Here is a 12,707-nt window from a genome sequence, read left to right as displayed (position 1 = left end):
CAATCGGCGTTACCGTGGAGCCATGGCCCTCGAAGGTGAGTACGCGCAGGAGAAGACCGGTTGGGTCGCCGACCAGCTGGCCAAGATCGACGAGACCGGAACCACTGATTCGGTGGGCGTCGCGGGGATGAAGGTCGTCCTGATGACCTACCGCGGCCCGAAGTCCGGCAAGCTGCACCGTCGCCCGCTCATGCGGGTCGAACACGATGGCGTGTACGCCGCGGTCGCCTCGCTGGGTGGGGCCCCGCAGAACCCGGTGTGGTTCTCCGCGATGCTCGCCGCCGGGGAGGTCGACGTCCAGGACGGCACCGTCGTCGTCTCCGGGCCGGTGCACGAGATCCACGGCGCCGAGCGCGAGCAGTGGTGGGAGCGGGCGGTCGCCGCCTACCCGCCGTACGCGGAGTATCAGGACAAGACCGATCGCCTGATCCCGATTCTCCTGGTCGAGCCGCGCCGCGCCTAGCGGCTTCCGGGCCCCGGCACGGGTAGATTTCTCTACTGTGAGCCCCGTCGAACCTCCTGCGCACGTCCTATCCACGTTCGGTCTGGGCGGCGCCGAGCCGATCGCGCTGGGTGCCGAGTGGGACGGCGGATGGCGCTGCGGTGAAGTGGTGCTCTCCCTGATCGCCGACCATGCCCGCGCGGCCTGGTCGGCGAAGGTCCGCGAGGACCTGTTCGTCGACGGAATGCGGTTGGCCCGTCCGTTCCGCGCCACCGACGGCCGGTACGTGGTGTCCTCCTGGCGTGCCGACACCTTCATCGCCGGTTCGATCGAGCCCCGATTCGACGAGATCATCTCCATGGCCAACCGGCTGCACGAGGTGACCGCCAAGCTCGAACGGCCCCGGTTCCTCTCCGCCCCGGCGGTGGCGCCCTACACCGATGTGGACTACTTCGGCTTCGCCGACCGGGCGGCCTGGGAGGACCGTCCACTGACTCTCGCGCGCAAACTCGGCGCGCTCGACGAGACCGTCGAGCACCGGCAGCGCGCGGTGGAACTGGTCGGGCAGCTCGCGCAGCTGCGCACCCCGGTCGAATCCGCGCCTCAACTCGTGCACGGCGACCTCGCCGGATCGGTGCTGTTCGCCGGCGCCGCAGCGCCCGGTATCACCGACTTCACCCCGTACTGGCGGCCCGCCGCGTGGGCAGCCGCGGTGGTCGCCGTGGACGGCCTGGCCTGGGGCGGTGCCGACGACGGCCTGTTGATGCGCTGGAAGGATCTCCCCGAATGGCCGCAGATGGTGCTGCGCGCGCTGATCTTCCGGCTGGCGGTGCACGCGCTGCATCCACGGTCGGAGGCCGAGGCGCTGCCCGGACTCGAGCACATCGCCGAGGTCGCCCGCTGGCTGCTCTGAAACGGGTCAGAGCCGGTACCGGCGCAGGTCGATCCGGCCGCCGTCGCTGAGCACCCCTTCGGCGCGCAGGAGCTCCAGTTGTCTGCGCGCGATGTGCTCGGATGGGCGCCCGCTCGCCGGAACCACCCGCTGCCAGGGCAGATCCGAGGCGTCGGTGCGTAGCACCCAGCCCACGGTCCGCGGCGTCGACAGTCCCACCTCGTCGGCGATGTCGCCGTAGGTGCGGACCCGTCCGGGTGGGATCGCGGCGATCGCCGCGCGTACCGCCTCCACCTGCTCCTCGGTCACCGCCGCCACGGTTCAGCCGATCATCCGGCGGGCGTGCTCACCGACGACGCCGGGAACCTCCTGCGCCACCATGTGGTCCGACGGTACGTCCACGACCTGCGCGTGCGGCATGGCCGACAGTTGCGCCTCGCCGACGAATCCCGCCCGCTGCGCGCGCAGCAACACCGTCGGCACGTCCGACGGTGTCCCGACCGCGGTGCGCGCCAGCTCACCCCACAGCGCGACCATCGCCGGGCGACTGACGTCCCATTCCCACCGGCCCGAGTCCCGGTGCACCAGGTGTTCGGCGATCTCGGCGTCCAGAACATCCTCGGGCACCTGTGCCCACGCCCCGGACCGCTTGTCCTGTTTCGCCTCCGACGGGGAGGTGAAATCGAAGAACTCGATGCTCTGTTCGGCGGTGATCCGGCACAACCGCGGATCGAGCTGCTGCGCCGGATCGAGGAGCAGCACCGCCCGCACCAGGTCCGGGCGGGCCGCGGCGAGCCGACACGCCAGCGCTCCACCGAGCGAATGCCCGATCACCGTCACGGGCCCGCCGCCGTGCCGCTCGACGACCCCGATCAGATCGGCCACGTGCTGCTCCAGGTGCCACGGCGGAGCCCAGGTCGAACGGGCGTGGCCACGCAGGTCCGGCGCCAGTACCCGCACCCCGGGCAGCTGATCGTCGGCGAGGCGGCGCCAACGGCCGCCGTGACCGGTGACCCCGTGGATCGCGAGGACGGTGGGAGCGTCCGGGGAATCCGGTCCGTAGACGTGCGTGTTCAGCATGTTCCGATTGTGCCCCCGCGGTGGTGTGCGGACCTGTCGGTGGCCTGTGATGTGATCGACGGACGCACGATCGGGAGGGGGCGGGATGGACGGCGATGAGTTGAGCGGGGTTCCCGCCGGATCCGGGGCCGGTTCCGGTGAGGGGCGCCGCCGCCCCCGCCTGCGGTTGCACTACACCGAGCCGCCGCCACCTCCTGCCCGGGAGTGGGAGGGGCTGGTAGCCGAACTCGCGGCACCGTCCACCGGTGCCCTTCCACTGGATGTGGGCGGCTGGTCTCCGTACCGCATCCGTGGCGGCCCGGGCACCGGGAAGACCTCCGCCCTGATGGACATCGCCGTCGCCAAACTGACCGATCCCTTCGTGGAACCGGAGTCGGTTCTGATCCTGGTGGGGGACAAGCGCGCCGCGGGCAGATTCCGCCGGGAACTGTCGTCCCGGGTACTGGCCGGTGCCGAGGGGGTGCACGCCACCGGCGAGCCACTGGTGCGAACCGTGCACTCGCTGGCCTTCGCGGTGCTGCGCTTGCAGGCCGCGCACACCGGCAGCCCGCCGCCCCGGCTGATCACCGGTTCCGAGCAGGATGCCGTGGTACGCGAACTGCTGCGCGGCAACCTCGACGACGACGGCGCCCACTGGCCGCCGCGACTGCGTCCCGCGCTGGGCACCAGTGGGTTCGCCGGCGCGCTGCGCGACCTGTTCGCGCAGGCGGCGCAGCGCAACGCCGGACCGGACGAGATCGAGGCACTGGGCCGCCGGTTCGAACGCGAGGAATGGCTGGCGGCGGCCACTGCGCTGCGCGAGTACCAGCAGACCACGTTGCTGCGCGGTTCGGTGGGCCTGGCCGGACCGCACGCGGTCGCCCCGGCGGTGGACGCCGCAGAGCTCATCGACGCCGCCGTCACCGCTCTCGCGACGGACGATTCGCTCCTCGCGCAGCAGCGTGAGCGGATCCGCTTCCTCCTGGTCGACGACGCCCAGAACCTCGATCCGCTGGCATCGGCGCTGATCAGGCTGCTCGGCACCGGCACCGAACTGACGGTCGTCGCCGGTGATCCGGATCAGGCGGTCAACTCCTTCCGCGGCGCCAGCACCCGATTCCTGCAGGACCTCGACGTGCCTCCCCGGCGCGATGTGGTGCTCGAACGCAGCTTCCGGTTCGGGCAGGAGGTGGCTGCCACGGTGAATCGGATCTCCGCGCGACTGCCGAACCGGTTCCAGGCGGTCGCCCCGGAACGGCCCCGTGCCGGCTCGGCGGAGGTCCGGCTGTTCTCCACCCCCGCCAAGGAGGCCGATGCCGTCGCCGCGATGCTGCGCCGCGAACACGTCCTCGGCGGTGTGCCCTGGGAGGAGATGGCGATCGTGGTGCGCTCGGTGTCCGCATCGGTGGCGCCGCTGCGCCGGGCCCTGGCCTACGCCGGCGTGCCGGTCACCGTTCCCGCGCAGGACGCACCTCTGGCCCGCCAGCGCACGGTGCACGCCCTGCTCACCGTGCTGCGGGCCGCCGTGGCACCGGAGACGCTCGATCCGGTGGAGGCGATCGCCCTGCTCACCGGGCCGGTGGGTGGGGGAGATCCGCTCACCCTGCGCCGGGTGCGCCGGGCCGTCCGTCGCGCCGACCAGGCGGAGGAACGCGGCTCCGCGGAGATCCTCACCGCCGTGCTCACCGGCGCCGCAGACTTCGGGCCCTACCTCGAGGTGCTCACCGAACTGGAAGCCGAACCGGTGCAGCGGGTCCTGGCCGCGATCCGGGCCGCCCGCGCCGGCGCCGTCACCGGCACCGTCGAGGAGACTCTGTGGGCCGCGTGGGCGGCCACCGGGCTCGCTGCGAAGTGGAGCGCCCTGGCCCTGCGCGGCGGCACCCTCGGTGAACAGGCGGACCGCGACCTCGACGCGGTGATGGGGCTCTTCGACTCCGCCGCCGACTTCACCGACACGCTGCCCACTGCGTCCGTCACCGCGTTCATCGAATACCTCGAACAACTCCAGATCCCACGCTCGGGCATCCGCCGCGACCAGCCCACCACTCCCGGTGTCACCCTGCTGTCCGCACACAGCACCCTGGGCCGTGAATGGGAGGTGGTCGCGGTGGCCGGTGTGCAGGAGGGCCGCTGGCCCAACCTGCGCCGCCGCGGCGGACTGCTCGGCACGGACGAACTGCTCGACGCCCTCGACGGCATGGACCCGGCTGCGCTGCCCACCGTCTCCCGGTCTCTGCCGCTGCTCGCCGAGGAGCGCAGGCTGCTGCTGGTGGCCTGCTCCCGTGCCCGTCGCACGCTGCTCATCACCGCGGTCGACACCGCCGACGGCGACGGTGACCTCACCCCGTCACGCTTCCTGCAGGGTGTGGCACCGTCCGGCGACGCCGACCCCGAGACGTACACCCCCGCAGTGGAGAGCGCCCCGTCCGGCTCCCTGGACCTGCGCTCATTGGTCGCAACACTGCGCGCGGCGGTCTGCGATCCACAGTGCGAACAGTCCGAACGCGAGCACGCCGCACGGCAATTGGCCCGGCTCGCCGCCGACCGCGTTCCCGGCGCGCACCCGGACAGCTGGTACGGCCTGGCCGGCGCCAGTACCGACGATCCGCTGTGGCAGCCCGAGGACGGTCCGGTGGCGCTGTCACCGTCGAACGTCGAGGCGCTCTCGGCCTGCGCTCTGCGCTGGATGCTGGAGCGGTTCGGCGGACGCGACGGTGATTCCGCGAAACAGGCCACCGGCAACCTGGTGCACACCCTGGTCCAGGCGGTCGCCGGCCGCATCCCCAAGGACGAGGTCACCCGTTCCCTGGAGAAGGTGTGGGACCGGGTCGATCTGGAGGCCGACTGGTTCGCCCGGCGGGAACTGGCGCGTACCGAGGAGATGCTCGAGTCCTTCCGGACCTGGCTCGCCGGCAGCCGGGGCGAACTCACTGAGGCCGGCGTGGAGATCGGGGTGGACGCGGTGATCGAGGGTGATGCGACTGCCGGCGGGAACCAGCCCGACGTGCGCATACGGGGCCGCATCGACCGGCTCGAACGGGACGCACTGGGCCGTCCCGTGGTGGTGGACGTCAAGACCGGCAGAACGGTACCCACCCAGGCGGAGGGGCAGGCCCAGGCGCAGCTGCGCACGTACCAGGTCGCGCTCGCGCACGGCGGAGTCGGCGGTGTCGCCGAACAGCCCGGTGGAGGCAAGCTGGTGTACGTGGCCAAGGCGCACAACAAGACCGGTGCCACCGTCCGGGAGCAGGCGGCACTGGAACCGCAGGACGTCGAGGAATGGCTGGGCGTGATCCGCACCGCCGCCGCCCGCACCCGAGGGCCGCAGTTCCCCGCCACCCTCAACGCCTCCTGCGAGCACTGCTCGGTGGCTCCGTGCTGTCCCGTCGTCGATAAGGGCAGGAGCGTCGTCGATGACTGACCGGTTCCCGTATCCGCCGCTGATCTCAGCGGTCGACCTCGCCCACGAGCTCGGCCAGGCTTTCGCTCCGACCGACGAGCAGCGCGCGGTGATCGAGGCACCGCTGGGCCCGTGCCTGGTGGTCGCCGGCGCCGGCGCCGGGAAGACCGAGACCATGGCGGGCCGGGTGGTGTGGCTGATCGCCAACCGGTACGTCACACCGGACCAGGTGCTCGGACTGACCTTCACCCGCAAGGCCGCGCAGCAGCTGATGATCCGCGTCCGCAAGCGGCTCGCGCGCCTCGCCGGTGCACCGGTGGTGGACCGGATCGACCCGTCCGGAGACCTGCGGATGCTGCTGCGCACCGTGGAACCGGAGATCAGCACGTACCACGCCTACGCGGGACGGCTGCTCGGCGACTACGGCATGCTGCTGCCGGTGGAGCCGTCGGTACGACTGGTGTCCGAGACCGAACGCTGGCAGATCGCCTACGACGTGATCACCGGCTGGGGTGACACCCTGGAGACCGACAAGAATCCGGCCACCCTCACCGAACAGGTGCTGGGGTTGTCCGGCGCCCTGGCCGATCATCTGGTCTCGCCGGATCAGCTCGAAACCTGCGACGACGAGCTCGAGCGGTTGATCGAGCTGCTGCCGGCCGGGCCGAGGCAGAAGGCGGCGCCGAACGCGAAACTGGTGACCGCAGCACAGATCCAGGAGCAGCGCCGCAACCTGATCCCCCTGGTGCGGGCCGTCGCCGCCGAGATGCGCGCCCGCGAGGTCCTCGACTTCGGCAGCCAGATGGGGCTGGCCGCCCAGCTGGCGCTGGCGAACCCGGACGTCGCGGGACTGGAGCGGGGACGGTTCGCCGCGGTCCTGCTCGACGAGTACCAGGACACCGGCCACGCTCAGCGGATGCTGCTGACCTCCCTGTTCGGTGGCCCGTCCGGTGCGGCGGCGGTGACCGCGGTGGGAGATCCGATCCAGTCGATCTACGGCTGGCGCGGCGCGTCCGCGGCGAACCTGCCCCGGTTCGCCACCGACTTCCCCGGCGGCGACGGCTGTCCGGCGCCCCGCCGGGAACTGCTCACCAGCTGGCGCAATCCGACCGGCGCACTGAGTCTCGCGAACGCGGTCTCCGAGGAGCTCCGCAGCAGGGGAGTGCCCGTCTCCGAGCTCAAGGCCAGACCGGACGCGCCGGCGGGTGATCTGCGGATCGCGCTGCACCACACCGTGATCGACGAGCGGGCCTGGACGGCCGATGCGATCGCCGAACAGTGGCGCGCGCGGATCGACGCAGGGCAGGAGCCTCCGACCGTCGCGGTACTGGTGCGGCGCAACGCCGATTCCGCGGGTCTTGCCGCCGCCCTCGGCGAACGCGGAGTTCCAGTGGAAGTGGTGGGGCTGGGTGGTTTGCTGCACACGCCCGAGGTGCAGGACGTGGTGGCGCTGCTGAGACTGGCGGTGGAACCGCTCGCCGGGACCGCGGCGATGCGGCTGCTCACCGGACCGCGGTGGCAACTCGGCGCCGCCGATCTGCGCGCCCTGTGGGACCGGGCCCGCCGGATCGCGCACAGCACCGGCCGCGCCGCCACCGGGACCGTCGCCACCACCGACGAACTCGACGCCGCCCTGGACGCCACCCTCCCGGCGGAGACGCTCGATGCCGCCGGACTGGGGGACGCCATCGCCGACCCCGGCCCGCCCACCGATTATTCGACGGCCGGCCTGGCGAAGATCCGGTCGCTGGACCGCCAGGTGCGGCACGTCCGGCAGCGTCTGGGACACCCCCTGCCGGAGATCGTCGCCGAAGCCGAACGGGTGCTGGGAGTGAGCATCGAGACCCGCATCCGTGCCTCCCGCCAACTCGGCGGGCGCGCCACCGGCCGGGAACACCTGGACGCCTTCGCCGATGTCGTGGTCTCCTACGCCGAACGACCGAGCGCGACGCTGCCGGGCCTGCTCGCTTTCCTGGCCGCCGCCGAGAAGGTCGAGGGCGGGCTCACCCCGGGCGATGTGGAAGTCGCCGCCGACCGGGTCCAGGTGCTCACCGTGCATTCGGCGAAGGGCTTGGAATGGGACGTCGTGGCCGTCCCGCACCTGTCCGAGGGCATCTTCCCGTCGAACCGGGCGCTACCCACCTGGCTGACGTCACCGGCGGAACTGCAACCCGCACTGCGCGGTGACCGAGCCGAACCGGGCGAGAGCGACGGCGTCCCAGGACTGGACCTGTCGGGGTGCAACAACCGCAAGGACCTCGAAGACAGCCTGGAGGCGCACAAGAAGGCGCTCAAGGACATGAACGTCAGCGAGGACGAGCGCCTGTTCTACGTGGCCGTCACCCGCACCCAATCGGTACTGCTGCTGTCCGGTCACTACTGGAGCGAGGACGTCAAGAAGCCGAAGGCGCCGTCGAAGTTCCTGACCGCGGCACGCGACCACGCACCCGAGGCGGTGCGGATCTGGTCCGACGAACCCACCGAGGACTCCACCAACCCGCTGGAAGCCGAACCGGTGCAATTGCCATGGCCCCGAGACTTCCTGGCCGCGCACCGCGCCGATGCCGACGCCGGTGCCGCGCTCGTGCTCGCCGCGCTGCCCGGCGCCGCCGAACCCGCCCCGGACGAGCCCGACCCGCACGGCTGGGCCGCCGAGGTGAGCGCCCTGCTCGCCGAACGAGCCCGGCTCGCCGATCTGGAACTGCAGGTCGCTGTGCCCCGTGAGGTGTCGGTGAGCCAACTGGTGGAACTGCGGCGCAGTCCCGCCGCATTCGCCGGACGACTGCGCCGTCCCATGCCCTACAAGCCCAACCCGTACGCCCGTCGCGGCACCGCCTTCCACGCCTGGCTCGAACGGCGCTACGGCGCGAGCCGCCTGCTCGACTTCGACGAACTGCCCGGAGCCGCCGACGGTGACTCGGGCGCCGACGAGAACCTGGCGCTGCTGCAACGCCGCTTCGAGGACAGTCAGTGGGCCGCACGCTCCCCGGTCGACATCGAGGTGCCGTTCGAGATCGCCGCGGCGGGCACCGTCGTCCGCGGGCGGATGGACGCGGTCTTCCGGGACCCGGGCGGCGGATTCACCGTCGTCGACTGGAAGACCGGCAACCGTCCCACCGACCCCGGTGACGAGCGTGCCGCAGCGGTGCAGCTCGCCGCCTACCGGCTGGCGTGGGCCCGGCTTCGGGACGTCTCCGTCGGACAGGTCCGAGCGGCGTTCTTCTACGTCCGGTCGGGGGAGACGGTGGCGCCGACCGACCTACTCGACCACGCCGGACTGGCCGCCCTGATCGCGTCCGCGGGCGATCCGGACCGCGGTGAGGATCATCGGTAGCTGCATCGGCAGTCGTGCGTACGCACCGAGCCGCATCGGAAGCGGCTTATCGGACCACTGCTGCGCCATGTACACGTTCGCCGGAAACACCGCGGTGAACAGTGCCGCCGCCGCGATGCCGCCGAGCCGGCGCGTCCGCGGCAACGCGAGCAGACCCGCGCAGGTCAGCTCAGCCACTCCGGACAATGCCGTCGCGCGCCGCGGAGTCAGGCCCAGCGGTAGGTTCGGCGGAACGATCGCGTCGAAGGGTTGCGGCGCGGCGAAATGAGCCACACCCATTCCGGCGAGGGACACCGCCATCGCCCGCGCGGCCTTGTCGGTACCGGTCGCCCGGCGGTCTGTGGACACCATCTGAAGATTGTGGCAGATTGCAGGACGGTTCCGGCGACGTGCTCAACCGGACACACAGTGATCGGCATCGTCAGCGCCGGGTGAAGGATCGTCCAGGAAACCTATGTCCGCGAGCAGCAAGTTCCGCCGCCGGAGCAAGTCCGAACTGACGGACCTCCCCGACCATGCATTGGTCAGTGTTCTCCGCATCCCCGCCGGTGACACCAATCCCTGGCGCGCCATCGGCGTGCGGGTGCTACTGGCACTGGGGGCACTGTTCCTCGCGGTGATGATCGTGTACGTCGAGCGCGACGGCTACAAGGACAGCGCCAAGGACTACATCACCTTCCTGGACTGCGTGTACTACGCGACGGTGTCACTGTCCACCACCGGTTACGGCGACATCACCCCGGTCACGCAATCGGCACGGTTGATCAACGTCCTGCTCATCACGCCACTGCGCGTGCTCTTCCTCATCGTCCTGGTCGGTACCACGCTCCAGGTGTTGACGGAGCGTTCCCGCCAGGCGTTCAAGATCCAACGTTGGAGGTCAGCGGTGCACAGCCACACCATCGTCGTCGGGTACGGCACCAAGGGCCGGACCGCGGTCAGCGCGATGATCAACGACGGCATCGAGCCCGGGAAGATCGTCGTCGTCGACACCGATCAGACCGCTCTCGAAGTCGCCGAGATCGACGGCCTGGTGACGGTGCGCGGCGACGCCACCAAGGCGGACGTGCTGCGCCTGGCCGGTGCGCCCCGCGCATCGTCGATCATCATCGGCGCCAGCCGTGACGACGCCGCGGTGATGGTCACCCTCACCGCCCGGGAACTCGCGCCGCGCGCGAAGATCGTCGCCTCCATCCGGGAGTCGGAGAACACGCACCTGCTGCGCCAGTCCGGTGCGGATTCAGTGGTGGTCTCCTCCGAGACCGCGGGACGTCTGCTCGGCATGGCCACCACCACCCCGTCGGTGGTGGAGATGATCGAGGACCTGCTCTCCCCGGGAGACGGCTTCAACATCGCCGAGCGCGAGGTGACCCGCGTCGAGGTGGGCCGCTCGCCGAGGCACCTGCCGAACATCGTGCTCGGTGTGGTCCGCAAGGGGCACCTGTACCGGGTCGATTCGCCCGCCGTGGCGGTCGTGGAGGCCGGGGACCGGCTGCTGTTCGTCCGCAACGCCGACGTCAAGGCCTGAGGCCGGTTCAGCCGCCGGTAGCCACCGGTAGCGAGGTCCCGGCGTACTGCGACCACGAGCCCGGGTACAACCGGCCGTTGCGCAGGCCCGCGTGTTCGGCGGTGATCAGATCGTGGCAGGCCGATACCCCGGAACCGCAATAGGCGATGAACTCGGCATCGCCGCTCACGCCGGCAGCGGCGAACCTCGCGCGTAGCCGGTCGACGGGGAGCAGGACTCCGCCGGGGGCGTTCTCGCGGCACGGAACACTGACCGCCCCCGGGATGTGCCCGGCGCGAGGGTCGATGGTCTCGTTCTCACCACGGAACCGGTCCGCCGGGCGGGCGTCGATCACCGGGATCCGGCCCGACCGCGCGGCGTCCGCGGTCTCCTCGATCGACGCCAGACGGTGCACCGGCCACGGACGCGGCGTGAACACCGCCTGCTCCGCGGGCACCGGATCGGTGGTCAGCGGCGCCAGATCCTGTGGGGCGCCGTCGAGCAGGGCGGCGGATTCACCGAGCGACCGCAGCATCCACACCAGCCGCGCGGCCATCACCCCTCCCACGTCGTCGTAGGCCACCACGACGGCACCGTCGCCGATACCCGCGCGGGCGAGTCCCGCGGCGAACACCTCAGGGTCGGGAAGGGGGTGCCGGCCGGACTCGGCGGACGGGGGACCGGCGAGGAAACCGTCCAGGTCCACGTACACCGCACCCGGCAGGTGCCCGGCGACGTACTCGTCCCGAGTCGACCGTCCGTCCAGGTAGCAGCGGGTGTCGGCGAGGATCAGCCGGTCGCGGTGTTCGCGTACCCAGGCGGCGTCCACGATGGGATCGATCATGCGACTGAGCATACGATGGCCGGGTGGCGAAGCTCAGCCTGACGATGCCCCCTCTGCTCTCGCGCTACCACGTCGACCGTGCCGATGAACTCCGCGCCGACGCAGCCGCACTGGACGCCGCCTGGCCGACGGCGAAGGTGTTGCAGGTGGACCCGCGCGGCCGGTTCGACCTCGACGGAACCGCCCTGGTGTTCTCCCGCGGGCACCAGATCGCCCCGGACCGACCCGACGAGGCGGTCCTGCTCGGCCGGGTCGACGGGGCGCTCGTCTTCGCTCTCCGGGTTCCGCGGTTCGACGGTGCCGACCTGCGGATGCGCGGTCGCCTGCTGTCCGCGGTGGACGCGGCTCTGGTCGCCGAGGCCCTCGGCATGCTCAACTGGCACAGCGGGTCCGGTTTCTCGCCGGTCGACGGTGCCCCGACCGGTCCGGACAGGGCCGGCTGGGTGCGGGTCAGCGCCGACGGGCGCGAGGAGTTCCCCCGAACCGACACCGCGATGATCGCGCTGGTGCACGACGGTGCGGACCGGGTGCTGCTGGGCCGCCAGCACCAGTGGCCACCGCGGCTGTTCTCCCTGTTCGCCGGATTCGTCGAGCCGGGGGAATCGCTGGAGCAGTGCGTCGCCCGGGAGTTGTACGAGGAGGTCGGCATAGCGTGCGACGACGTCACCTACGTCGCCAGCCAGCCCTGGCCGTTCCCGCGGTCCCTGATGGTCGGGTTCACGGCCCGTGCCGATCGTGAGGCTCCGCTCGACTTCCGGGACGGTGAGATCGCCGAGGCGCACTGGTTCACCCGGAGCCAGGTCCTCGAGGCCCTCGCCGCGGGCGACTGGGGTACCGACGCCCCGGATGCTCCGCTACTGCTGCCGGGTTCGATCTCCATCGCGCGCGGCATCGTCGAGGCCTGGGCGCACGCGGACTGACCGCGCGACCGGTCAGACCCCGAGCTTGCGCTTGACCTCCGCGAGCGAGGGGTTGGTGGCGGTGGTGCCGTCGGGGTACTCGATGGTGGGTACCGTCTGGTTCCCGCCGTTGACACCCTCGACGAAGGCCGCGGCCTTGGGATCCTCCTCGATGTTGATCTCGGTCCACTCGATCCCGTTGGCCTTCAGACCCGTCTTGAGGCGGTTGCAGTAACCGCACCAGGTGGTGGTGTACATCGTCAGCGTGCTCATACTCCGACTCAACCACACCGCGGCCGCAGATCTTCCCGGGCCCGGACCTGTCGGAGG

At 71.2% G+C, this 12,707-nt stretch carries 11 protein-coding genes; 6 read left to right on the top strand and 5 right to left on the bottom strand.

From position 1 onward, the window contains the following. Nucleotides 1-22: 22 nt before the first annotated feature. A complete protein-coding gene (locus tag ACYVHG_RS04590; protein ID WP_461166239.1) occupies nt 23-463 on the top strand; it encodes a nitroreductase/quinone reductase family protein in 441 nt (146 codons plus the stop codon). A 37-nt stretch (nt 464-500) separates the two neighbouring features. Next, the gene (locus ACYVHG_RS04585) at nt 501-1,355 is read left to right on the top strand and encodes a TIGR02569 family protein (RefSeq protein WP_461166238.1); all 855 of its coding nucleotides are present in this window, start codon (nt 501-503) and stop codon (nt 1,353-1,355) included. Nucleotides 1,356-1,361: 6 nt separating this feature from the next. Here the strand turns inward: ACYVHG_RS04585 and ACYVHG_RS04580 are convergent, their stop codons facing one another. Together ACYVHG_RS04580 and ACYVHG_RS04575 are read right to left on the bottom strand one after the other, a co-directional pair. Beyond that, nucleotides 1,362-1,652 (bottom strand): MGMT family protein, encoded by a 291-nt coding sequence (locus ACYVHG_RS04580; protein WP_461166237.1) that lies wholly within the window; start codon nt 1,650-1,652, stop codon nt 1,362-1,364. A gap of 3 nt (nt 1,653-1,655) precedes the next feature. Further along, a complete protein-coding gene (locus ACYVHG_RS04575; protein WP_461166236.1) occupies nt 1,656-2,414 on the bottom strand; it encodes an alpha/beta fold hydrolase in 759 nt (252 codons plus the stop codon). An 85-nt stretch (nt 2,415-2,499) separates the two neighbouring features. Between ACYVHG_RS04575 and ACYVHG_RS04570 the strand changes: the two genes are divergently transcribed. Continuing rightward, the gene (locus ACYVHG_RS04570) at nt 2,500-5,814 is read left to right on the top strand and encodes an ATP-dependent helicase (RefSeq protein WP_461166235.1); all 3,315 of its coding nucleotides are present in this window, start codon (nt 2,500-2,502) and stop codon (nt 5,812-5,814) included. Then, on the top strand, nt 5,807-9,127 hold the full coding sequence (locus ACYVHG_RS04565; protein WP_461166234.1) for an ATP-dependent helicase: 3,321 nt from the start codon (nt 5,807-5,809) through the stop codon (nt 9,125-9,127). The genes ACYVHG_RS04570 and ACYVHG_RS04565 overlap by 8 nt, the downstream gene beginning before the upstream one ends. Here ACYVHG_RS04565 and ACYVHG_RS04560 read toward each other — a convergent pair. Further along, nucleotides 9,053-9,478: a DoxX family protein gene (locus ACYVHG_RS04560; protein WP_461166233.1), complete on the bottom strand. Its 426-nt coding sequence runs from the start codon at nt 9,476-9,478 to the stop codon at nt 9,053-9,055. The two genes, ACYVHG_RS04565 and ACYVHG_RS04560, sit on opposite strands and share 75 nt — an antisense overlap. 103 nt (nt 9,479-9,581) lie before the next feature. On the opposite strand from ACYVHG_RS04560, the gene ACYVHG_RS04555 reads away from it, so the two are divergent. Continuing rightward, a complete protein-coding gene (locus tag ACYVHG_RS04555; protein ID WP_461166232.1) occupies nt 9,582-10,655 on the top strand; it encodes a potassium channel family protein in 1,074 nt (357 codons plus the stop codon). A 7-nt stretch (nt 10,656-10,662) separates the two neighbouring features. Here ACYVHG_RS04555 and ACYVHG_RS04550 read toward each other — a convergent pair whose 3' ends face one another. After that, complete coding sequence (locus ACYVHG_RS04550; protein WP_461166231.1) at nt 10,663-11,478, bottom strand: sulfurtransferase; 816 nt, start codon at nt 11,476-11,478, stop codon at nt 10,663-10,665. Between the two features lie 23 nt (nt 11,479-11,501). Between ACYVHG_RS04550 and nudC the strand changes: the two genes are divergently transcribed. Beyond that, the gene (gene nudC / locus ACYVHG_RS04545) at nt 11,502-12,398 is read left to right on the top strand and encodes an NAD(+) diphosphatase (RefSeq protein WP_461166230.1); all 897 of its coding nucleotides are present in this window, start codon (nt 11,502-11,504) and stop codon (nt 12,396-12,398) included. Nucleotides 12,399-12,410: 12 nt separating this feature from the next. Here the strand turns inward: nudC and ACYVHG_RS04540 are convergent, their stop codons facing one another. Further along, nucleotides 12,411-12,650, bottom strand: coding sequence for a mycoredoxin (locus tag ACYVHG_RS04540; protein ID WP_461166229.1), 240 nt, complete (start codon nt 12,648-12,650; stop codon nt 12,411-12,413). Between the last annotated feature and the right edge of the window lie 57 nt (nt 12,651-12,707).

It is taken from the genome of Tsukamurella serpentis (genome assembly GCF_054780975.1).
The sequence above is the reverse complement of the archived record's forward strand: the minus strand, read 5'-3'. Positions and strand labels throughout refer to the sequence as shown.